General features: G+C 33.4%; 23 protein-coding genes and 1 pseudogene. 11 read left to right on the top strand and 13 right to left on the bottom strand.

All coding sequences use genetic code 11. From position 1 onward, the window contains the following. Window positions 1-36: 36 nt before the first annotated feature. Together SLH48_RS19285 and SLH48_RS19280 are read right to left on the bottom strand one after the other, a co-directional pair. Window positions 37-582 (bottom strand): hypothetical protein, encoded by a 546-nt coding sequence (locus SLH48_RS19285; protein WP_320259464.1) that lies wholly within the window; start codon window positions 580-582, stop codon window positions 37-39. Next, on the bottom strand, window positions 563-2,251 hold the full coding sequence (locus tag SLH48_RS19280) for a formate--tetrahydrofolate ligase (protein ID WP_320259463.1): 1,689 nt from the start codon (window positions 2,249-2,251) through the stop codon (window positions 563-565). Before SLH48_RS19280 ends, SLH48_RS19285 begins: the two co-directional genes overlap by 20 nt. Before the next feature lie 463 nt (window positions 2,252-2,714). Here SLH48_RS19280 and metA point away from each other — a divergent pair, with 463 nt between their 5' ends. The 3 genes from metA (at window position 2,715) to SLH48_RS19265 (ending at window position 4,763) form a co-directional block, all read left to right on the top strand. After that, a complete protein-coding gene (gene metA / locus SLH48_RS19275) occupies window positions 2,715-3,623 on the top strand; it encodes a homoserine O-acetyltransferase MetA (RefSeq protein ID WP_214481211.1) in 909 nt (302 codons plus the stop codon). Between the two features lie 29 nt (window positions 3,624-3,652). Next, complete coding sequence (locus SLH48_RS19270) at window positions 3,653-4,348, top strand: endonuclease (RefSeq protein ID WP_214481212.1); 696 nt, start codon at window positions 3,653-3,655, stop codon at window positions 4,346-4,348. Window positions 4,349-4,634: 286 nt separating this feature from the next. Continuing rightward, complete coding sequence (locus tag SLH48_RS19265) at window positions 4,635-4,763, top strand: hypothetical protein (protein ID WP_284730433.1); 129 nt, start codon at window positions 4,635-4,637, stop codon at window positions 4,761-4,763. Window positions 4,764-4,850: 87 nt separating this feature from the next. Here the strand turns inward: SLH48_RS19265 and SLH48_RS19260 are convergent, their stop codons facing one another. Then, window positions 4,851-5,636 (bottom strand): nucleotidyltransferase domain-containing protein, encoded by a 786-nt coding sequence (locus SLH48_RS19260; RefSeq protein ID WP_320259462.1) that lies wholly within the window; start codon window positions 5,634-5,636, stop codon window positions 4,851-4,853. A 393-nt stretch (window positions 5,637-6,029) separates the two neighbouring features. Beyond that, a complete protein-coding gene (locus SLH48_RS19255; protein WP_214481409.1) occupies window positions 6,030-6,329 on the bottom strand; it encodes a DUF4870 domain-containing protein in 300 nt (99 codons plus the stop codon). A 439-nt stretch (window positions 6,330-6,768) separates the two neighbouring features. On the opposite strand from SLH48_RS19255, the gene yjcZ reads away from it, so the two are divergent. Next, the gene (gene yjcZ / locus SLH48_RS19250; protein WP_214481214.1) at window positions 6,769-6,879 is read left to right on the top strand and encodes a sporulation protein YjcZ; all 111 of its coding nucleotides are present in this window, start codon (window positions 6,769-6,771) and stop codon (window positions 6,877-6,879) included. A gap of 145 nt (window positions 6,880-7,024) precedes the next feature. Here yjcZ and SLH48_RS19245 read toward each other — a convergent pair whose 3' ends face one another. Then, window positions 7,025-7,714: a class I SAM-dependent methyltransferase gene (locus SLH48_RS19245; RefSeq protein WP_214481215.1), complete on the bottom strand. Its 690-nt coding sequence runs from the start codon at window positions 7,712-7,714 to the stop codon at window positions 7,025-7,027. A gap of 172 nt (window positions 7,715-7,886) precedes the next feature. Here SLH48_RS19245 and SLH48_RS19240 point away from each other — a divergent pair, with 172 nt between their 5' ends. Then, window positions 7,887-8,018, top strand: coding sequence for a hypothetical protein (locus SLH48_RS19240; RefSeq protein WP_284730440.1), 132 nt, complete (start codon window positions 7,887-7,889; stop codon window positions 8,016-8,018). 441 nt (window positions 8,019-8,459) lie between these two features. Then, complete coding sequence (locus SLH48_RS19235) at window positions 8,460-10,628, top strand: DNA topoisomerase III (protein ID WP_320259461.1); 2,169 nt, start codon at window positions 8,460-8,462, stop codon at window positions 10,626-10,628. Between the two features lie 44 nt (window positions 10,629-10,672). Here SLH48_RS19235 and SLH48_RS19230 read toward each other — a convergent pair whose 3' ends face one another. Further along, a complete protein-coding gene (locus tag SLH48_RS19230; RefSeq protein WP_320259460.1) occupies window positions 10,673-11,650 on the bottom strand; it encodes an HD-GYP domain-containing protein in 978 nt (325 codons plus the stop codon). A gap of 319 nt (window positions 11,651-11,969) precedes the next feature. On the opposite strand from SLH48_RS19230, the gene cspD reads away from it, so the two are divergent. Together cspD and SLH48_RS19220 are read left to right on the top strand one after the other, a co-directional pair. Further along, the gene (gene cspD / locus SLH48_RS19225) at window positions 11,970-12,170 is read left to right on the top strand and encodes a cold-shock protein CspD (protein WP_320259459.1); all 201 of its coding nucleotides are present in this window, start codon (window positions 11,970-11,972) and stop codon (window positions 12,168-12,170) included. A gap of 311 nt (window positions 12,171-12,481) precedes the next feature. Then, window positions 12,482-12,751 carry a DUF2564 family protein gene (locus SLH48_RS19220; RefSeq protein WP_250886534.1) on the top strand — a complete coding sequence of 90 codons (270 nt, stop codon included), beginning with the start codon at window positions 12,482-12,484 and terminating at the stop codon, window positions 12,749-12,751. Window positions 12,752-12,976: 225 nt separating this feature from the next. Here the strand turns inward: SLH48_RS19220 and SLH48_RS19215 are convergent. Together SLH48_RS19215 and SLH48_RS19210 are read right to left on the bottom strand one after the other, a co-directional pair. Further along, window positions 12,977-13,174: pseudogene (locus SLH48_RS19215) on the bottom strand (zinc-finger domain-containing protein); the annotation flags it as partial. A 32-nt stretch (window positions 13,175-13,206) separates the two neighbouring features. Further along, window positions 13,207-13,860, bottom strand: coding sequence for a ribonuclease H family protein (locus SLH48_RS19210; protein ID WP_214481221.1), 654 nt, complete (start codon window positions 13,858-13,860; stop codon window positions 13,207-13,209). A gap of 423 nt (window positions 13,861-14,283) precedes the next feature. On the opposite strand from SLH48_RS19210, the gene SLH48_RS19205 reads away from it, so the two are divergent. Beyond that, window positions 14,284-15,201: a DMT family transporter gene (locus SLH48_RS19205; protein ID WP_320259458.1), complete on the top strand. Its 918-nt coding sequence runs from the start codon at window positions 14,284-14,286 to the stop codon at window positions 15,199-15,201. Window positions 15,202-15,247: 46 nt separating this feature from the next. On the opposite strand, the gene SLH48_RS19200 is transcribed toward SLH48_RS19205, so the two are convergent. Further along, window positions 15,248-15,526, bottom strand: coding sequence for a DUF6123 family protein (locus SLH48_RS19200; RefSeq protein ID WP_214481223.1), 279 nt, complete (start codon window positions 15,524-15,526; stop codon window positions 15,248-15,250). 575 nt (window positions 15,527-16,101) lie between these two features. Here SLH48_RS19200 and sspL point away from each other — a divergent pair. Beyond that, a complete protein-coding gene (gene sspL / locus SLH48_RS19195; protein WP_214481224.1) occupies window positions 16,102-16,251 on the top strand; it encodes a small, acid-soluble spore protein L in 150 nt (49 codons plus the stop codon). A gap of 139 nt (window positions 16,252-16,390) precedes the next feature. Here the strand turns inward: sspL and SLH48_RS19190 are convergent, their stop codons facing one another. The 4 genes from SLH48_RS19190 to SLH48_RS19175 all read right to left on the bottom strand — a co-directional run bounded on the left by SLH48_RS19190 (window position 16,391) and on the right by SLH48_RS19175 (window position 21,851). Then, the gene (locus SLH48_RS19190) at window positions 16,391-16,528 is read right to left on the bottom strand and encodes a hypothetical protein (RefSeq protein ID WP_214481225.1); all 138 of its coding nucleotides are present in this window, start codon (window positions 16,526-16,528) and stop codon (window positions 16,391-16,393) included. Window positions 16,529-16,611: 83 nt separating this feature from the next. Beyond that, the gene (locus tag SLH48_RS19185; protein WP_320259457.1) at window positions 16,612-17,436 is read right to left on the bottom strand and encodes a sulfurtransferase; all 825 of its coding nucleotides are present in this window, start codon (window positions 17,434-17,436) and stop codon (window positions 16,612-16,614) included. A 444-nt stretch (window positions 17,437-17,880) separates the two neighbouring features. Next, complete coding sequence (locus tag SLH48_RS19180) at window positions 17,881-18,159, bottom strand: YpbS family protein (protein WP_320259456.1); 279 nt, start codon at window positions 18,157-18,159, stop codon at window positions 17,881-17,883. Window positions 18,160-18,170: 11 nt separating this feature from the next. Then, entirely contained in the window at window positions 18,171-21,851 is a 3,681-nt protein-coding gene (locus SLH48_RS19175; protein ID WP_320259455.1) for a dynamin family protein, read from the bottom strand. A 912-nt stretch (window positions 21,852-22,763) separates the two neighbouring features. Between SLH48_RS19175 and SLH48_RS19170 the strand changes: the two genes are divergently transcribed. After that, a complete protein-coding gene (locus SLH48_RS19170; RefSeq protein ID WP_214481229.1) occupies window positions 22,764-23,219 on the top strand; it encodes a chemotaxis protein CheX in 456 nt (151 codons plus the stop codon). The last annotated feature ends 208 nt before the right edge of the window (window positions 23,220-23,427 follow it).

Below are 23,427 nucleotides of genomic sequence, written 5' to 3'. Positions count from 1 at the left end.
ATATCAAATGATTACACCTATAAAATTAGTTTAATTTCATAATTGTTGAAGGGTGCAAAGTATAAAATCAACCATTTCAATCAAATCATCAATATTTTCTTCATACATAAAACGGTCAAATATAATGTCCGTATGATGAGTGTATAAGGTTGGTTGTTCACTCGGGTTATGTGATATTGTTTGCTGATAAATATACTCTTGCCCCCACACACTTTTGACGATTTTTAATGCATGTTCCGGTATACCCTCAACTGACTTTAAATATTGCATAAACCCTACACTTATACTACAACCTGGTTTTTGCCCTGGTGTTTGTAATAATTCCTTACTAAGATTAGCAACATCCATAGATAGCTTCATGTATGCAGCTGGTGATCCTTGTCTATCTTTTAGTCGAAAGTTTATCTTATAAGATCTTGACATCGTTGCAAGGTTAACTAAATCATCCCGATTGATAATTTCAATTGTGCCACCTAAATCAAGATCATATATCTCTCCTTCAAGGACAACCTTTAGATTCTCAAAAACGGTAGGGTCGAATATAGTTCCATTTTCCATAATACTAGAATAAGCCCACCGCATTACCATCTTCATCTACATCCATATTTAATGCAGCTGGGTTTGTTGGTAACCCCGGCATAGTCATCATATTTCCTGTTAAAGCTACGATGAATCCTGCTCCGATTGATGGTTTTAGTTCTCTCACTGTAATTGTAAAATCTTTCGGTCTGCCAGCCTTTGTCGGATCATCTGATAAAGAATATTGCGTTTTAGCTATACAAACAGGTAGTTGATCCCAACCCAGCTGTTCAAATTGAGCAATTTGCTTTTTAGCTTTAGAGGTAAATTCCACCTTTTCCGCACCGTAAACTTGTGTGGCAATTGTATTAATTTTTTCAGCAATTGACTCATTTAGGTCATATAACGGTGAGAATTGATTGTTAGTAGATTCCATGACATCTAATAATTTTCCAGCTAAATCCACACCACCTTGACCACCTTTTTCCCATACTTCAGTTAAGGAAACAGGATAATTTTGGTCATTACACCAAGCGATCAAAGAGTTGATTTCTTCATCAGAGTCTGTGACAAATTTATTTACTGATACAACAAACGGTAACCCAAACGCTTTGACAGTTTCAATATGTTTCTGAAGATTTTCTAACCCAGCATTTAACGCAGACACGTTTTCTTCTTTTAAATTATTTTTATTTACTCCTCCATGCATTTTTAACGCACGGATCGTAGCAACAATAACTACAGCAGCAGGGTCAATTCCTGCTGTTCTCGCTTTTATATTCAGGAATTTTTCTGCTCCCAAATCTGCGCCAAAACCAGCTTCAGTTATAACATAATCCCCAAGCTTAGAAGCCATTTTCGTAGCGATAACACTGTTGCACCCATGTGCAATATTAGCAAAAGGACCACCATGTATAAGCGCAGGAGTGTGCTCAAGTGTTTGTACTAAATTAGGTTTAAGTGCATCCTTAAGAAGTAAGGTCAACGCTCCTTCTACACCTAAATCTCTAACTGTTACAGGCTGCTTATCAAAATTATATGCTACAACAATATTTGAAAGCCTATTTTTGAGATCATGTATATCTGTTGCTAGACAAAAAATAGCCATAATTTCGGACGCAACCGTAATATCAAAACCATCTTCACGTGGGACTCCTTGAATAGGTCCACCCAATCCGATAACGACCTGACGTAAAGCGCGATCGTTTAAATCGACAGCACGTTTCCAATTGATTCTTCGTTGATCGATTTTCAGTTTATTCCCATGATGAATGTGGTTATCGATGATAGCTGCGAGCGTATTATTTGCTGTAGTAATCGCATGTAAATCTCCAGTAAAATGTAAATTTATATCTTCCATAGGAATAACTTGTGAGTAGCCACCACCTGACGCTCCGCCTTTGATCCCCATAGTTGGTCCTAAAGAAGGCTCTCTCATTGCAATAATTGCTTTTTTCCCTAATTTAGTAAATGCTTGACCTAATCCAACTGTAACTGTAGACTTACCCTCACCAGCTGCAGTAGGGTTAATAGCCGTTACTAAAATGACTTTACCATCTTGCTTCGTTTTCAAACGATCCATAGCATTCAAAGAAATCTTAGCTTTATAATGACCATATGGCTCCACTTCTTCTCGTGTCAGATCAAGTTGGCTAGCTATTTCTGAAATCGGTTTCATTTCTGCTTTTTGAGCTATTTCAATATCTGATTTAATTGTCATTTTTGTGCTCATATGTATCCCCCATATTCATTCTTTTTATGAGTCATTTTACAAATTTATTGTACCACTTCTCAATAATTCAAGTAGAGAGAAAAATGAATTATATATAAATTATTATTGAATTTACATTGATGATAAATACTCGTTGTAATAATACTAGAATATATAGTATCGTTCCTTCTAAAGGTAAAGACAATAAAAATCCTATTCGCTATTGTTTTTTAAACAACTAGTTCGTTTTACAACTAAACTAATGACGTTATTTCTTTTTAATAATCGATGACAATCGTATAAAACATAAGATTACAGGCGCAATTTAGTAAATTTAGCAACAAAACATACCCAATAAGCCTATTATTCGCAAAACAGCAACAATGTTGCGATAAAAATCCTGAATAAGTGAATACAATTTTTCATTGAATAATTTATTAATAGTTTATATAATATGAATATTTACATAAAGGAGTTGAACCAGATGCCAATTAATATTCCTCATAACTTACCAGCTAAAGAAATACTGGAGAAGGAAAATATCTTTGTAATGGATGAGTTAAGGGCATATTCACAAGATATTCGCCCTCTAAATATTGTGATCTTAAATATTATGCCCGAAAAAGAAAAAACAGAAACAAGGTTGCTAAGGTTGTTAGGAAATTCCCCTTTACAAGTTAATATTACTTTATTAAGACCAACAACACATGAATCTAAGACAACAAAAAAATCACATCTCGACCAGTTTTATAGAACTTTTGATGAGGTAAGAGATAAAAAGTTCGATGGCATGATTATTACAGGTGCTCCTGTTGAACAACTTTCTTTTACTGAGGTAAATTATTGGGACGAATTAAAGGAAATCATGGATTGGACTACTACAAATGTCACATCAACACTTCATATTTGTTGGGGTGCTCAAGCAGGACTATTTCATCATTATGGTGTAAATAAATATCCCCTCCAAAAGAAATGCTCTGGCATTTTTCAACATCGACGCCTTTATAAAAACATTACTCTTTTACGTGGTTTTGACGATATATTTAACGTACCTGTTTCTAGATATACGACCGTAAAACAAGAAGAGATTGAGGAGAATACTAATTTAACTATTTTATCTACATCTGATGAAGCTGGTGTTTGTCTCGTTACCTCAAACGATGGAAAAAGGATATTTCTTACTGGACATTTAGAATATGATGAATACACGTTGAAAGAAGAATATGAACGAGATACTTCAAAAGGAATCTCTATTCATGTGCCAAATCATTATTTTCCAAATAATGATCCTTCAAAACAACCTATTCATTCTTGGCGTTCACACGCTAATTTATTATTTGTAAATTGGCTTAATTATTATGTATATCAAGAAACACCATATATTTGGGAATAAACAAGTCCTGTTAATAGGAGTGGATGCCAATGAATCAACAATGCTTCATTGAGTTAGCTGGTGGTGTATATACACACCATAAATTTTATAGCTCCTTATCAAGAAATAACAAGTTTGATCTTTTTTGGTCATTTTTCACTAGTGATTATAGCTATGTTAAATCAGTGTACGCAGGGGTCGAGATTGACATTTTACAAAAAACTAGCAAACATAGCATCGAACATATCTTCCCTCAAAGTACTATGAAAAAGTATTTAGCCATGAAAAAAGCTAATGTCAATGTAATTAAAGGTGCAACAGTAAACCCACTTAACTTTGCTGCTGCACATAAAAAAGTCAACTCACACAGAGGACACCTACCATTTGATATAGAAAATGATAAAGTTATACACCGCTTAAAATTGAGCGTACCACATAACTACACTGATTTTGGTATTGACTATGAAAACGAATGGATTATTCCGCATGTAAGTAGAGGAAATATAGCTAGAACGATGTTATATATGATGTTAGTTTATAATATTCAAGAGTTGCATATGGATCATTTACATACTTATCGATACTGGGCAAAATGTGATCCCCCTGAAGTATGGGAAATTGAGTATAACTCTTGGGTGTTAGAAAAACACCATATCTCTAATTTATTTGTTACTGATGACATTAAACAAATGGTGAAATTACTAGATGATGATCATTTATTTCAAAATATCCTATGTAACAGATGATCTTCAATCATAAGCGTTTCGGACCGACACCACGATTTAAGCTGTATCGACTTTCGACCTATTTTAGCAAACTAACTTTTTACTTGAAGAAGTTCAACAAATCAAATATGTAAAAAAACGGACTGTCTCATTTCTGTCGAGAACGTCCGTTTTTGTAGTTTTCTGAATTTTATTAATTATTTTACTTTTTGTGCCTTTTTACCTTTTTACCTTTTTTCATTAATCAACAATCTTCCTGTTGAATATATAAATCATGTCGTAATAAAAAAGAAAGGAAGATCGAGAAATGTCTATATTGAAATTATTTACACTTTTTAAAATGACTCCTGAAGAAAGAGTAAGGCATGAGGTTATAAAAAAGAATATAGAAGAAATGAAGCAGAAACAATTAGCATACTGGCGTTGGCATATTTAATTTTCATAAGGCTCAATTGCATTTCTAAATGCAATTGAGCCTGTTAATAGTCATCCTGTAATTCTTATCGTCATATACTTAAAGGCTTTATAAATCCGCCACAGGTGTTTGTTGATTCATCCAACTCCATTCTGTATCAACCAAAAAGCGGTTAGGCCACCCTTCTTTTATCGTGGGCCAATCTGCAAATTGCTCTATACTTTTACAAAAAAGCTCGGCATTTTTACTGCTTGGGGAAGACAGTAAATCGTTTGTTAATTCCATAAAATCTGTAGGTTTGTTGTCAAGTTCACTTAACACTTTCATGAACCATTTATGATAAGGATACAGTACTTTGTTCTGAGCCAATATTAACCTCCCACCAAATAGGACGAGTGATGAAACGATGTGCATCATCAAATATTTGTCATTCCTCTTCTCAGCTTCTGCAACATACCATCTAGCTGCTTCAAATTGCACATAAAATTTTTCTATCTTCTGTTGTTGTTCGTTTACTGGATATGTTGTAATTTGTTGTAATATCATGTCTAATTGAGGTATTTTTGAAAAGCCAATGATGGCATCTTGAAATGCAAATCTTGCTGGCTCACTTCCATGACGTGCAACATCTTCTAAAAATTGCAAATTTACTATTTTGCCATCTACATAGCCACCTTCATAATCACATTCATCACCAGACCAGTAAAATAAGTCATGCTGCTCCTTACGTCTTTCAAATTCTTCATCTGTAGCTATTAAAATTATATCCACATCCGAACTTTCACTAGCGTAACCTTTGGCAACTGAGCCACCTATTAACAGTGCCCGAACTTTAGGGTCATCTTTAAATTGTTCACTTAGTACTTGTACTGCTCTTTTATGATGTTCGTACATTAGTCCCACTCCTCTATCAATAGATCGTTTTTTATAGCTGTTTGTTCCAACTTTGATTCTCATAATATTACTCAAAGAAATACACGCTCTTTAGTTGTATATGCTTATATTTCTTAAGATGAAAAACAACAATCAATCCCTAACAGCCATTTGGTTACAAGATAAAACAACAAGTAATAATCATATGCCTTGTGTATTAGACAACAAAACCACCTAACTTTTACAAAAATATAAGGTCATTTTAACCATTATAATGATAGCTATCAATAGAATTAAACGATCACATTTGGACAAATCCGACTTAAATGATATGTTGCGCTTAAATATTGAGTGAACTAATTTTTAACACCAATAAAAACAGGCCACAATCATGTGGCCTGAATAAATGACAACTTATAACATTCGAATCGCAAAAGGAATATGATACTCTTCTCCTTGGTATGCTTTTATAGCTCCTACAACTGTAAAAATAAAAATGTAAATTCCGACCAACCATATAGTTATAAATCCTATTAAGATTAGCATTAGTAGCATACTTATTATACTATAAATGGTGTATGATATGAAAAAGTTAAAATACATCCTTCCATGATAATCAACAAAAGATGATTCATCCTTTTTAATTAACCATATAACCAACGGACCTAAAAACACTGTAAAAAAACTAATAACGTATATAACTGCTGCTAACATGCGATCTTCACTTGATGGCAAGATGTCACCTCCAAAATATTATTCAATATTACATACGTATGAATATTCAATTGGTTACAAAAATATGATTTTTAATTATGATTGATTCAAGTAATTATGACCATATAGCAAGCTTATTCATCTGTAAATTAATCATGCCCTTTTTATAAGCTTTGTTGCTTTCTTTAACTTGCATCGAGTAACTGATGTGTATGTTATGTTTTTATAGCCTTTAAGAGAAAAGATCCATAAAGCTATATGACGAAAAGCAACCATGTATAGGAGAAACAGCCCTGAAAAAAATAGGAACAGCTCACCAATTTGAACTTTTGAGATTAAATAGGAATAATACACAGGCAATTTAACACTGCATGAATATGTTAATGTTGATGAGGGATTGGAATCCATCCTCATAAGATTACATTTAAGGAGTGATAACATGGTTGATGGTGTTCGTTCAGGAGGAATATTTGCATTAGTCATTGTCTTATTCGTACTGTTAATAATCATTGGCGTCGCTTGTGGCGGTGGGCTTGGTTACGGGTATTAATCATATTCCAAGAAAAGTGAGAAGGTATGGGCAAGTTACAACAGGTGGATAGTAATTTCCAGCCACCTGTTTTTTTATTACCTTTGTTATCGGATAGGTTAAATCTATACAGAACAGCGGTTGTACAAACTCGTTTAACAAGCCATTATTTATCACTTTTATTTATTAGCATTGATACCCACATGAAAGTCAAGGCTTGCTTTAACTCTTTCGGTAAGCTGTTAATTAGTTCGGCTTGAACCTCCTTCTTATATACCCCATGACCATCTACAATGTCCCAATCATGTGACTTTGCTAAGTTCTCAAATTCCCAAGGCATCATCGTGTTACATATGACTCTTTCTCCAAATAGTCTAGGATAGCTATGTTGTCTAGGCGCAGCAGTAGGGCCTAATATACCTGCACAAAAAAAGCCATTAGGTTTTAAGACACGCTGAAATTCTAATAACACATGCTTTGGGTCTTCAGTCCATTCCAGACAATTAATTGCGATAATTGCATCTATTGAGCTAGTTGTAAAAGGAAGTTCTCTAGCGTCAGCCTGTATAAATGTTAACTTATCCTCATCATTAAAAAGGTTTGCTTTCTCAATCATCTCTTTCGATAAATCAATACCAACCACTTGATAATTTTCTTTCGCTAGCTTCTGTGATCCATAACCGTCTCCACAGCCAATATCTGCAACTACCCCACCCAATTTAAAGTACTTCTTAATAAATGGAATAATTGTTTTGCGGCTACCATCTTCCCACATTTGTTCACTTCTGTTATTCCAAAATTCGGCTTTTTTATCCCATTCTTCACCAGATCGGTGATGCCAATTAAAATCCTCCACTACATAAACCTCCTATAATTACTGTTATATTATTATTCGCCAATTTAATGATAATTCCTTGATTAATAAAGGTTTGGCTGTACAAACTAAATTTGTAAGAGATAAATGATGGATAACATCAACTAATTGACACAATCATAGTAAGAAAGAAGCTGATATGATGACTAAAAAAATGAATTACGGGAGCAAGAATCAAAATTCACCAACTAATGGTGAAGTACGTGGTAAAATAGTAGCCGGTGATAATAGCAAGGGTAATAAACGAAATAAAGACCAACGAGATAAATCTGATTTGTACGAATAACAATAGCTAATATGATCGAATGAGAGCTTGAGCATCGTTATCAAGCTCTTTCTTTTATGCTTTTTTTGCAATAATGATGGTTTTTTGTATTAAAATATAAACCGTACCCAACTAAAGTTCGTGGCATCCTTTCTTCTGCACAACGATGAATAACAAATAATACTCTTTTTGAGTACTTAATTGATTACAATCGCAACAAAGTTTACAAAAAAAGCTTTTTTTATCAATGTTCTGCTCTGATGTCGTTTATTCATGATTAAAGTCAAGCTTTTTCTAATATTCAAAATACATGTAACTATATATCATCCTCTATATATACATGATAATAGCTTAAAACCTTGTTAACCGATAGTTATTTTTTCACATCCTCTATGTTCAACATATCCATTCTCATAATCTACTGTTATAATCATAGAGCGAACAAAATTAAGGAGAAGATATATGAAAGTAGTTATAGCCGAAAAACCAGACCAAGCGATTAAATTAGCTGCTCCTTTTTCCTTTACTAAAAATGATGGTTATTTAATGGTGAAGCCAAATACTACATTCCCCAATGGAGCAGTTATCACTTGGGCGATTGGTCATCTTTGTGAATTAAAATCACCTGAGGAGTATCATTCAACATGGAAAAAATGGGATAAGCATACACTCCCAATGGTACCTAATAGATTTGAGTATAAAGTAACTAGATCAAAATTAAAACAGTTTAATATTATTAAAAACTTATTGAAGCGTGCTGAAGTTCAAGAAATCATTATCGCTGGAGATGCCGGACGTGAAGGTGAATTAATTATACGTACAATCATCAAACAATGCGGAGTAAGTATACCAATGAAGCGTCTTTGGATTTCTTCTCTTACTCAAGCTTCAGTCATGAAGGGTTTTTCCTCTTTACTTACAGAAGAAGATACGCGACATATTTATTTTGAAGCTTTAAGTCGTGCATGCGCTGATTGGCTGATTGGTATAAATTCCTCAAGAATTTATACGATTCTACTAAAAGAAAGAGGAATCCAGGATGTTTTTTCTATCGGGAGAGTTCAAACACCTACCCTCGCGTTAATAGTCAAAAGAGAGCATGAAATAGCTAATTTTAAACCTGAAGATTTTTGGGAGGTCGAAGCTCAGTTTGATTTTTTTGGACAGTCAATTAAAGCTAAGTGGCATAAAAAAAACGAAACTAGAATTTTTAATGAAAAACAAGCGAACGCTGTAGCTGAATTTTGTAAAGATAAAAATAGTATCATTTCAGATGTCAAAAAAGAAAGAAAAGAGTATCAGCCTCCATTTCTATTCAATCTTTCAGCACTTCAAGCAACAGCAAATAAAACGCTTAAGCTTTCACCACAAAAAACATTAGATGTATTACAAAAGCTATATTTGAAAGGAAATATATCGTATCCACGATCAGATTCACAGTACCTAACAATAGAAGAAGCTACAGTTTTACCAACTGTACTATCTCGTTTAAAAGATATAGATAAATATGAAAATTTATTACCCCCACCAAATGCGTCGATAATTAATAATAAAAGGTATGTAAATGAAAAGAAAGTAACAGATCATCATGCCATCATTCCTACCGAACAAATACCTGATCTTACTAAGTTAAGTTCAGAAGAGACTAAAATTTACGATTTAATCGTAAGACAAGTGATCAGCGCTTTTTATAACAATGCTATTTTTAATTATACTACTATACATATATTAGTAGACAGTCGTGCTACTTTCATCGCAAAAGGTAAAGAACAAATCGAAGAAGGTTGGAAAAAAGTTATAAACAATCCACATAGCCAGTCGGATGGTGGAGATCAAATTCTCCCGATCATTGAAAAGAATACAAAAGGCACTGTTACAAAAGTAAATTTAAAAAAAGGACAAACTAAGCCACCAAAAAGATATACTGAAGGTAACTTGATCACTTTAATGAAAACAGCTGGGAAGCATTTAGATGATACTGAGCTAGAGAATGTATTAGCAAAAACCGAGGGACTAGGTACCGAGGCAACACGAGCTGGAATTATAAACCTATTAAAGAATCGTAATTATATAAACATTAACAAAAACCAAACGATAGCTACCGCAAAGGGCATGCTACTAATAGAAGCTTTAGGAGATAGTATATTGGCCTCCCCAAGCATGACAGCAAAATGGGAGCAAAGACTTTCTGAAATAGGTGAAGGTTCTGCTTCACCCCGAAATTTTATTGAACAAGTGAAAAAATTATCACAGAATATAGTAGAGAATGCTCAGCAGCTAAGTAACAGTTGGTCATTTACAAACATTCCTATTGAGACGGTCGGATCGAAGCAGAAAAAAAGTAAATTTAGTAAGAAAAAAATATCTTTGGGTAAATGTAAAATGTGCAATGGTAGTATTCTAGACTTCGGAACGTTCTACGGCTGTACAAACTATAAAAAATCTGACTGTAAGTTTACAATTTCTAAAAAAATCTTAGGCAAAACGATTTCTCAAGCAAACATAAAAAAGCTATTAAAAACTGGCGAAACTAACGTTATAAAAAACTTCAAAAAAGATGATAAAACGTTTGATGCAATAGTTTTATGGAGTGATCGGGACAAGAAGATCGCTTTTAAATATATGAAATAGGACTTGATATGGTTACAGGTATACTCCCTGCCAATTCAAGTCCTTTAAATTATAATAGTTTTTACGAATAATTCTTTTTCCTTACTTAGATCAATCATTTCATTTTGCACTTGCACTAGTGGATTTACTGGATCAAAACGATTAATCATAATTATTTTCGCCTGACGACCATCTGTTAGATAACAACCCTGTCCGACTGTTGTATCCATCATGTGAAATAGAAAAACAAATAAAATATTCGGATCAAACTTACCAAATATATGATCATTCATTTCCTTAATCACTTTATAGAACGGGGATGCAACACGATAAATACGATTGGATGACATCGCATGAAAAACATCAGCAACAGCAACAATTTTGGAAAAATAATCGATTTTATTTCCTGATATCCCATACGGATAGCCTTCACCATTTTCACGTTCATGGTGCTGAAGAGCAACTAAACTGATTTGCTCATCAATACCTTTAGTATTGATTAACATGTCATAGCCGTATATACAATGATTTTTTATCTCTTCATATTCATCATCGGTAAGTTTATCAGGCTTTTGAAGTATGTCTAATGGGATTTTCGTTTTACCAATATCATGTAACGTTGCTGCAAGTGTAAGACGATGTAACTCCTGTTCATTTATATTCAGCCACTTTCCGAGTAATGTTGCAATCACTCCAACACCAATATTGTGTCGATATGTATAGTCATCCTTTTTATGCAATTCATTAAATAGATAGAAAAGATTAGGGATTTCTGCAGCCTGCTGTATCGTTGGAATGATATCTCTTTTAATTTCATAAAGAGGAATCTTATGTGAATTTCTTACCTCTGTAAAAATATCCTTTACTTGGTCTACCACTTCATCAATTTCACGGGAAACAGCTGTGATTTTTTTGTCATAAATCGAGTCAGCTGGAAGTTTAGTAGCATGTGATTGTGTATTTTTTAAATTGCTGAGCATCTCATCAATTTCTTGAACTGTTAGTGGTGTCAGCCTATTCTTTTTTTGCACAAATGAACTCATATTAACACCTCTCTATATTTGATTGTATCATAATTTCCAAACCCTTCCTATCATTAACATAACCGAAGAACTATTTTTTACTTTATTTACAATATAAGATACTTATGTAAAGTTTTCATTTTTCTGTTATTTCTGTCTATTTATATTGACTCAATAATATCATTGGTGTATATTTAAGACATCATTTAGCAGAATGTAAGATTTCATCATCTTAGACAGCTATTGATATTACAAAGCTTCAGCTTAATATATTCCGTTATTTGATAATAAATTATTTTGTAGCACTTTTGTGCAGGAAGTATTAGGAGGAAATCGTACTATGCAAAACGGTAAAGTAAAATGGTTTAATAATGAAAAAGGTTATGGATTTATTGAAGTTGAAGGTGGAGATGACGTATTCGTTCACTTCACAGCTATTCAAGGTGATGGATATAAATCATTGGAAGAAGGTCAAGAAGTTTCCTTTGAAATTGTTGATGGAAACCGAGGGGCTCAAGCAGCCAATGTTGTAAAACTATAAATTAAGCCATTCATTCACATAAAATTTGTTAAAAAAAGACTGTATGATACAGTCTTTTTTGTTTTGTAAAACCTATTTCCTATGGCCCTCACACGTTATGAACAGGTTGATCTTTTTTAACTATAGTATGATTGCGCAAGCTACTATTCGTAGCATCCTTTCAAACATAATACAATGCCGGTCCATAAAATTATTATGATAATCTAAGTACTGTGGCATCAACGTTTGCAACATGACCTTATAAAAAATATTCAATTATAGTGAATAATCGTCTACCCTCCGACTAACTATATAGTCAGGAGGTGTATGTATTGACTAATGAAGAAAATGAAGTATACACAGGATATAATGATATACAAGATCTTAATATGTCAATTCAAAGTGCACAAAAAATAGTAGGACGTGCCACGATGAGTATGGATGAAGAACAACTAGAGGGAGCTACTCAGGCTGTTTCAGAAGCACGTTCTAAGCTTGTAGATGCAAATGCAAACTCAACTGGTTTTGATAATGAATTTTTACAACAATCAGAGAAATTATTATCACAATGTGAAGAGCAGCTCAATGAAGCAAAGCAGTAATACAAATCATTCTAATTAGAGTATTCACTTCATCTGTATTAAAAGAATTTACATTACAAGCTGGGATATTCACCGATTAACATAAAACCGCAATTATGCGGTTTTTTCCTCGTAGGCTTATTTGCCATCATCTCCAAAATGATTAAGCTAGTAATCCCTATCAAGAATTGGCATATTACGTTCAAGTCCTTCATTATTTTCTTTCCCACTTGGATATAATTGACCATGTGACAAATTCTCTCCATATTTCTTTAATAAGTTACCTACTGTACAAGTATGAATACAAAATGATTGTGCATACGTTTTCCCGTATTCTTTTCTAAAATTACTTTTTACAAAACAATCTTGGCAGTACGTATCGAGGATTTCACTTATCTGTTCAATAATTAGTTTTCTTTCCAAAGTATCCACCCTCCTTGTCATGACTACAATACATATATATGTTATGATAAGTTTTAAATTTCTACATTACTGTGAATGACTATCCCTTCCAACGCTTGGCTTGCAAGCTGATCAGCCTCACCATTTTGCTTTCTTGAAATTGGGTCGTAATGAGGATGAATACCTAATTGCCGTATCTTATCCTCTATTTTATCTAACCATGTATTATATACCTCATCAAAGCATGGCCAATCACCTGAAAGCTGTTTGAGTACTACATGTGAATCTCCACGAAATGTAACAGAGATATGGTGAATACCTAACTCTTCTACTTGCCCCAGTAAGTACCAAAGCGCTGCATATTCAGCTTCATTATTTGTTTCAATTTCTGAAAATAACGCATTGGACCTTAAACGATATTTTTTGTTGTTTTGACTGTAATAAATAACTGCACCAAGCCCTGCTTGTTTGTTATTGTTATCATAACCACCATCAAAATATACAATTATATCGTTTGGTTCAGTTTCTAGTTCTTTAGAAAGCCTAATTAGTTCCTTCTTCGTCCATTTGTTATCTTTTTCATCATAAAATAATAACTCGTTTGTTCGTCCAGTACGTTCGAAATCTTCACTGATTGAAAGAGCAGCTTCCACGCTAATTTCCTCAGATGTTAACGTTATAACTTGCTTATTGATTGTTTTATAAGTCCATTCAATTCTAACTTTCATTTTTTCACCTTTCACCTCCGTTTTGTTCAAATGGTGAAATAATTTTTCGTAAGGCTCTTTTCGTAAAGTTTGTTGCTATTTTCACTAAAATTTCGACAGTATGATGAGTTTTATGAGAGCTCAATAATCGCATAAGTAACAAAGATGCCCGACGCCAGGTGTATACGTGCCAATACCTTTGAACGAAAAGTAACAAGCAATGCGAATGCAGCCTTTATTAAATAATGGTCAATTTAGATGAGAGGCTTTTCTGAACTGCATTAAAGATACATCGAACATGAGATGTTTACGTATTTTTATCAAACAGCAATCAACAGAAAAATAACCAAACATAAACACCAGTTTTGTATTCACTATTTTGTAGTATGTATGATACACTACAATTTAGCTTTTTATTTAGATCGAGAAAGGAAGATAGAAATATTGAGAAAGTCCGTCGTTGCAGATGGTGCTCTATTACTTATAGCTTTCGTATGGGGTACCACTTTTGTTCTCGTGCAAAATGCTATTTCTTTTTTACATCCATTTTCCTTCAATGGTATTCGTTTTTTTATAGCTGGAATATTTTTATTGTGCTGGCTTATTATGTTTAATAAACAACAATTAAAACAGCTAAATGCAACAATGTTCATGTCTGGAGTAATATTAGGCATTTGGCTATTTCTTGGTTATGCATTTCAAACATTTGGATTATTGTACACAACTTCATCTAAAGCTGGATTCATTACTGGTCTAAGTGTTGTACTCGTTCCTATATTCGCGGTTTTTTTATTAAAAAATAGCATGACACGTAATGGCATAGCTGGTGCTATGCTAGCTACGATAGGTCTTTATATGCTAACGATGGGTGACGAAGTTTCAATTAATCGGGGTGATGTTCTTGTACTATTTTGTGCCGTATCATTTGCGATGCATATTATATTAACAGGTAAATACACGAAGCGTTTCCCGAGTTTAATTCTAACTGTCACGCAAATCTTAACGGTGGCTTTTTTATCATTATTACTAGCGTTTCTTTTTGAAGATTGGAGAAATCAATTACAAATAAACATTTTACTTCAGAAGGAAGTATTTATTGCTTTAGTAGTTACTTCAATCTTTGCAACAGCCTTAGCATTTTTAGGACAAACTTTTTTTCAAAAGTCCACTACTCCTACTCGAGTTGCGTTAATATTTGCAACTGAACCAGTATTTGCTTCTTTAGCCGGATTTCTTTGGGCGAATGAGCAATTAAGCCACATTGCAATTATAGGCTGTATTTGCATTTTTAGTGGCATGGTGCTATCAGAATTACCTGAAAGGAAAAATAAAGAAGTGAAATGTAGTACAGGAGTCGATTAGAAACGCTCCTGTTTTCTTTATGTATTAATTTTTAGCCTATAAGAAATTACATAAGGTTTTTAATGTAGGCAAATTGTACAGCTTCTTCGCGAGTTTTAATGTTGTTCTCTTGGAAAGATTCTAGTAAAGAGACAAAAAAACTTCCATCAAACTCCTTTTGTACCTTTAAAGTTATTTCTATCGCTGAATTAACTAGTTCATCTGTTGATTTTGTGTATTGCTGACCGAATGTAATAAATCCTAGCGCATCTTCTCGGAAATGAAAGCCTTTATTAGTTAAGTATTGAATGTATTCTTCGACTGTAAAAGCCTTATGTTTTATCATTATGCCTCAACCCTATCTTAATTTCGTTCGAATCCACAAAAAGTTTGGATAACACATTCCTTATATTAACGTAAATTCCTTAAAATATCTATTCGTTTTTTCAACGTTATGCGCTAACAATGTTATGGACATGATGATGCGCTAACAATGAGAGGACATAATAGAACTATATTAATGAAAGGCTCTTTTCATCTTTGTTGCTATCGTGCCTAAACTAGAAGATTAAGATTTCGTTTTACGTAATAGTGATGCTTTACAGAAGAATAGATGCCCATAACACTAAATGTATAGGTGTTTACATCTTAGATCGTAGAGCTTCAATCAAAGAGAAAATAGCCTGATGAAAGACTCTTTTCGTAAACTTTGTTGCTTTTTCACTAAAAATGGGCTGTATGATGAGTTTTATTAAGCATTGTAAAAGCATAAAAAAGCCATGAACGCTATGGTTTTACGTGCTTCTGTATTAGAACGAGAAGCAACAATTAAAGGGAAAAAAGACTATTGAAAAGAGACTAATCTAAGTTATTTAATGAGAGGTCAATTCATAATAAATGATGAAATGGATAAAATATTAGATGGAGGTGAGGTTGTTGACTAAACAAAGTAAAACGAGAGGGCGAGTTAGTTCAGGAGTAAATCCACAAGGTTATGGACAAGGATCTGCTGCAAACAATTCTCCAAAAAGCAAGCTAGAGAATGTTGCAAAGATGAAAAATACAAAATAACAGCATGATCATAGATCATAAACATACGGTATGCTATTACAATTGCTACTATAATAATAAAGGCATGTAAAACCCCAACAGTCAGCATTTTATGTATCAATTACAAATGGATGACTTTGGGGTCAATAAACTTTTACATTTACTCTTCTTTTTTACGGTTTTTCATTTTGTTTGATTCAACTTCTGCATATGACGCAAATTCATTGTTATAGTCATTTTTCTGTTTAGCGTTATTATTTCTTTGTGCATTTGCATTACCTGCTTTTGTTCTTCCCATTTTATCGTACTCCTTTACGGCTATTTAGGAGGTCGATCAAACCTCCAAGCTTAGTATAGGAAATTTGTACGAACATATACTTATTAAATTTTTACAATTTCATTATCATCATACGATATCCAATCACTCCAGCTGCCCACATAGAGTTTAATATTATTATAGCCAGCTTCTTTTAAAGACAAATAATTAGGGCATGCAGTAACGCCAGATCCACAATAGACGATTATATTTTCATCCTTATCGAGTTGTAAGAACCTGCTAATCTGCTCATCACTCGTTTTCCACATACCATTGGAATGTAGACTATCTTTCCAATAGTAATTAATAGATGATGGAATATGTCCAGCAAGCTGATCAATAGGTTCTTCAATTCCTGCATATCTACTATTTTCTCTCGAATCAATAATAACAGCGTCATTACGTTGGCTATGCATTTTAACTTCTTCCATAGTTACCAACATATCATGCTGAATACGCGGAGTAAAAAAACTTCTTGTTACTGTTGGTATATCCGCTGTTATTGGCATGTGCCTTTCTTTCCATGCGGCATATCCACCATTCAAAATTTGTACATGCTTTAATCCAACATATAATAACATCCAGCAAAAACGTGATGCAAAGGCTCCTCCTTGATCGTCATAAGCTACTACCCTAGTATGTTGATTAATTCCTGCTGCATATAATTTTTCACAGAATTCTTCAATGTTTGGCAGTGGATGACGGCCTCCGTTCTTTTCAATAGGGCCTGATAGGTCCTTATCTAAATCAAAATACGATGCACCTGGGATATGCCCTTGTAAATAGCTATTTAATCCTGCCGCAGGGTCTTCTAAGTGAAATCTACAATCAATGATTCGAACATTTGAAATATGTTTGTGTAACCAATCGACTTCAACAATATGTTCCATGTCCCCTCTCCTTTCCATTTATATAAACTTGGCATAGAAGCTAATGGGTAAAACAAGTAAAAATATATACTCCTTTAGCTCTCTTCTTCAAAAAGGAAATTAGTTAATGAACTTAAACATCTGTCAATTACATAGGTAATTGTTTAGCTCGTACTTTTTCTACGTTAAAACAATTTGCATTGATTAAACTTGTACTCATAGCTCATGGTTAATAAAAGTAGGTAAGCGCTTTACTTATCAAAACTCATTTCATCTATAAGAAAAACTTATTATTAACCACCTTTAAAATTGGCATTTCCGTAGGCTCTTTTTCAAATTAGTACTATAAAAAGTGGTTGCTGTACAGAAGAAAAGATGCCACGAACTCTATTTGTGTACGTGTTTTCTTCTTAATACGAAAAACAACAATCAATGCGAAAACAGCTTTTCCATAACAACAACGTATTACTGACCCAATTTATTTACAACAAGCTTTTGTGCGTACTCTTTAACCATCATGTTAGTAACATATTTCCTAGTAGGACTAACTCCCTTACTAGCTAGTGCATTTATTTGACTTGTTATTTCGTTAATGCCATCAACAGAATAAGGTTGATTCGCTTTACACAATTCAAGAGCCTCTTCAATTAATGCTTCTCTTTGATTGTCCAATTGTACAAAAATCTGAATATGGCGATGCTGATTTTGTGAATGACTCGTAATTGCTTTGTGTACTTCTGACATGAGAGTTCCTCCTAAATATCCATATAACTCACTATAGATTGGCGTATTTCCTGTAACAAGGATACATCTACATTATCTGATAATGCAAGAATTATTCCTTCATAATAATCTTCATTTTCGTTTAATAACTTTTGCAGAGATGCTTGTACATATTGGTCGAAATTATACTGGTAATGGCTTGTCACTTGAGTTTTCATAGCTTTTAAAAAGCTATGTATAGGCTCCTCTAATTGCTTAACTATTTCATCACTCATCTTTTGTTTGCCGTTTTTTTCGAAGAAAGTTTTTGCGTTTTTATACATCCCTATTACTTTATTTTTATTGACTTGATCTCCAATAAAAGGATAGTGAAAAGCTGGTGTAGGAAACTCAAACTCACTATTTATATTAAATTGTAAATGATCGTTTATTCCCACAACACGTGTATTTATATCTTCTAATATTTCAGCAACTTGTTTTCGTAAAAATGCTTCAACACGTAGACTAGTTGCCCGTATTTCCTGTTCTAAATCGAACGATATTGCCGACAGAAATTCCTCTAATGCACCTTCCAATTTCACTTGAATATTTTTACCATCTTCACGTAAGGTCGAAGGGTTAAAACTTTCTTTAAATAAATCTGAAAAACGTAAAAAGTTCCGTTGTTGAATATAATAGACTAATTCTGTTATTTCTTGATCAATTGACCGCTTTTGACTGTCGATCTGGTAAGTGCTTATGATAGATCGAATGCTTTCTCGTTCATCTGTGGCTGCTAACAGCTTGCTATTTTTTTCGTCATTGCTGGTAGTTGCTGTTTTGATATAGTCATCTAACATATTGTTTACTTTCTCTATATCCGTGTAAGCAGAGCTTATCGTGATCTCTGCCAGTTCTTCGATGATAAATGTTTTAAAATCTCGTTCAAAACGTAAGATTCCTGAATAGTCTCCCATCTCAACATCAGCATCATTAGAATCATTTTGTTTTGCTGTTAGCGCCTTATGACTAGAGATTGGATAAAGACGTGGGTCTCTTATACCGTAAGAGACAAGTTGCTCGTCAACAAAGTTCATAACTGAACCGAGTTCCTCTTCTGAATGAGCCAAATCAGATGCGTTAACTACAAAGAACATTTTATCCATACTAAAAGTATCTTTCACTCTTCCGAGCTGAATAATAAATTCTCTATCTGCTTTGGAAAACGCATGGTTATAGTAAGTGACAAATAGAATGGCATCTGCATTTTTAATATAATCGAATGCTACATCTGTATGTCGAGCGTTCACTGAGTCCGCACCTGGAGTGTCAACTAATGATATACCTTGGCGTGTTAACTCACTATCAAAGGCTAGTTCAATCCATTCAACGAAGCACGCTTTTTCTTCTACAGATACATAGTCGGAAAAGGCAGCAAGGCTAGTGGTGATGATAGAGCCTAAGTTTTTGGACATTGTAGCATATCCACTACAAACAGCATGTAGAAAAGAATAATGTGATTGATCTCGACTATCAATAACCTGCTGACGATATGTACCTTGCTTTAATAACTTAATCGCATCTTCCAAAGTGCTAGCTTTCAAATTAAATATTTTTAACGATTGTTGCACATCTTCAAATATTTGTTGCTGTGTCTTTAATTTAACTTTTACCGTCCCATGTGGAAATTCCTCAGATGGTGGAATAATTTTGTTAATTGTTGCTGTTGTCGGATTAGGTGAAACTGGTAATACCTTATCTCCTAGGAGCGCATTTGCAAACGATGATTTACCTGCACTAAAAGCTCCAAATAATGCGACTGTAAAGTTTCTATTTTCAAGCCTTTCAGACTTTTCACGTAGCTCCTTAACAACCGTTGCAAAACCAGGTGTTGCTGATATTTGATTGCAAACATGGTTTAAGTATTTAATCGTTTCGTTAACGCGCCCCCCTTGATTACGATTGTTACGTAGTGTCAAGTTTGTATTATCTAAACTGCTATGAATCACTTGACTATCAGTTACTTCATTATCTTGATTTGCATCTTCCATTGAAGTAAAAACAATATGTTCTTCCAATAAAGCTTTTAACTCTTCATTATCCTGAGGAAGTTCATTTTGTCTATGAAGAAGATTATTTAGAGATTTTCTATGTCTCTCCTCCATCGATACCAATTGATCAAGCCCTGATTTAGCATCCATCAAATTGTTCTGCTGCTTAAGAATATTTTGTAACATATCAATTTGTGTACTCGTATGCTTGTTCAACTCAATGATTATTTTATTAATAATTTCATTTGTTTCATCACGACACATCCTCTTAATCATTTGAACTACATCATTCGTATATGTCAGGACATAATCACCCGTTAGTCTTGCTCCTTTTTTTAATATGTTTTCCAGCATAGAAGATTCAAGTGTAATGGAGAAAGTTTGAATGTCTCTAGTCAATTCATCTTCAAGAATAGCCTGTTTTTTACAGAATTCTAAAAAATAATCCTTAATATGCCATTCCAGTTGTGAAGAAATCTTATCCTTTATATCTTCACACAGTACATCTAAGCGATCTTCTCGTTCCTTTGCAATTTTCTTTTTGGAGCTGAATAATCCTATTTTGAAATCAGCTTGACTAGCTTCAATAAATGCTCTTGCATGTTCTCTAGTAGAATATGGCATAAGATATGCATTGTCTAAAATAGCCTGTATGTCTTTTTTGCAATTTAACTCTGCGCTTTCCAATGCTTGTTGTTTCTCATCGATTTCTTGTTGTACATTATTTATGTTTGATAGAAGTTCTTCTCGTTCATTTACAGGTAAATGAGAAAGAGTTTTTTCAAATATATTTTGCTGATCTAATGTTTTGTTTACATAATATTGAAAATGTTCATTTAGTAATTTTTCAGCCGCTAATAAGCTAGTTTTTATGAGGAGGCTATCCTTTTCGTTGATTTTTTTCTGCAACAATTTTTTGACGCTAGCTAATTCATTTAATGGATGATCCTTTTTCTTTAAAGATGTGTAAAATATACCATCTGCTTCAACTTTCCAATTTAAAAAAGAATTTTTAACACCGTTTGCAAAATCAAAAAAACTAACTTCCTGTTCCTGGTGCTTATCAATTTGATTAATGATTAAATATACTTCTTTTCCACGATCCTTTAATTCCTTTGCAAATAGAAAATTTTCTTCTGATTGTACATGGTTATAATCCATTACAAAAAATATCGTGTCTGCGATGTGAAGAGCCGATTCGGTCGCCAAACGATGCGCATCATCAGTAGAGTCGATCCCAGGAGTATCCATAATTGAAACCCCTAACGGAATGGAAGTTGTTTCTACACTAAGTTCAATAGATGCGACTGAATCACCATCTTTACAAAGAGATTTCACAAGTTCATAATTATACGGACCTTCATATTGCACCACTTCACCACTATGAAAGTAAACGCGTGCATACTTGTTTCCCCTCTTTACTTTAACAAGGTTGGCACTTGTCGGAATTGGACTAGTAGGCAATAGCCGTTCACCTATTAATTCATTGATCATACTTGACTTCCCTGCCGAAAAATGGCCACAAAAACCAATGGTAAATTCCTCACTTTGAAGTTTTTTCATTAATTGAACAATTTTCGACGCGGTTTGGCTATCACCTTCATCATTAATTTTATGATAAATATCGAACAATCCACTCGTAATATTTTGAGTTGTGTACTTTTTAACCCCTGTTTGCCCCATATACAATACCCCTTAACATTCTGACTGATTAGTTATTTTCTTATTTTACAATATTAAATATGATGTTTCATAGTAAAACTATAAATTATTAAGAAAAACCCTAGTATCATGAATATTTTGAAATTGAGCAACAAAGCCCTATCACTTTCCTATCTCTAATCAGGCTCCATACGAAATAGGCAAAGAAATTATTTTCTTTCCCAAAGGACATACATTGTAGTCATTTTTAGGACGCTCTACGTAATCATTGATTTCAATATTAACCTAGTTGACGATTTATAAGCTTGACTCCTAAGATTCAATAACTAATTTTCTTTCTTAGCTTAGTTTCGTGGCATCTTTTTTTCAATATCATAATGAAAACCAAATAAGACTTCTATAGTAATTTTGTATAAAAAGCAGCATAGTTTGCGAAGATTCTCAAATAACAAGCACCTTGAGCATTACATATCTAGTTATTTAAAAAACACAAACATGTAAGGTCTGAAAAAACAGATAAACATCGTTCATAATTTGTTGCTATTTTTACAAAAATACAACATATAAAGGAAGGCATTGGACAAAATCAACGGATTGTTCTATCAAGCTATGTAACTCTAATTAAATGTGAGTATAACGATAACTTTAAATAAAACGGAAGACCATTGTGAAGAGTTTCAAATAAAAAGGACTTCCCCTGTTTGGAGAAGTCGAACGTTTTAAAGGAGTTGTTGTTGTGCATTATTATTATAAATCTAATAATCATTACGTTCAGCACACAATTATTGGAATTGCACTATTAAATCTATTAAATCTATTAAATCTATTAAATCTATTAAATTCATTACACAAAACAATATTATGAGGTAAAATAGTAATGGGTATATTTTACCCAATTACAATCCCTGAAATAAAGATGGAGGTGAATTCAGTTTGGCCACATTAAGTTCAAAAGTAACAGGTGTTTTAAACAGCACTATTCATGTAGTTAAAACCGTAGTACCAATAGATGTAACAATTGATAAACCAGCGTTATTCACTCAACCGTTACTGCAATCCTCAATGGGCGTGTTAATTGGTATAACTGGGGATATAAGAGGAAGGTTAATAATAGAGGGAAACCCAACTGTATTTGGTGGAGTTGGTGAAATCATGTTCGGTATGCCTCTTGAGGGAGAAATGCTTGAATCATTTACAGGAGAGTTTGGTAATATGATTGCAGGTAATTTGTCTACACAACTTTCTCAACAAGGGATCAATATTGATATTACACCTCCTACAGTGTTAGTTGGTCAAACAAAAATCTACGGCTTTGAAAAAGCCTTTAGAGTTCCCATTCAAGTGGAAGCAATGGGAGAAATGCAAATCATTTTAATGATTGAAATGTAATCAAATACACAACCAAGCAAAACAATCGACAATTAGTCGGTTGTTTTCTGCTTTTAATTGCTTGTTTTCGTATTAATTGGTGTTATTCGTTCTAAGATATAAGCACATATAAATCAGTTGTGATGGCACCTTTACTATTTTATCATTGCTGAACTTTAATAAAACTCATCCCTCTGTCCATTTTTAGTAAAAGTAGGAACAAAGTATA

It is taken from the genome of Cytobacillus sp. IB215316 (assembly GCF_033963865.1).
GTDB lineage: Bacteria > Bacillota > Bacilli > Bacillales > SM2101 > Nanhaiella > Nanhaiella sioensis.
The sequence above is the reverse complement of the archived record's forward strand: the minus strand, read 5'-3'. Positions and strand labels throughout refer to the sequence as shown.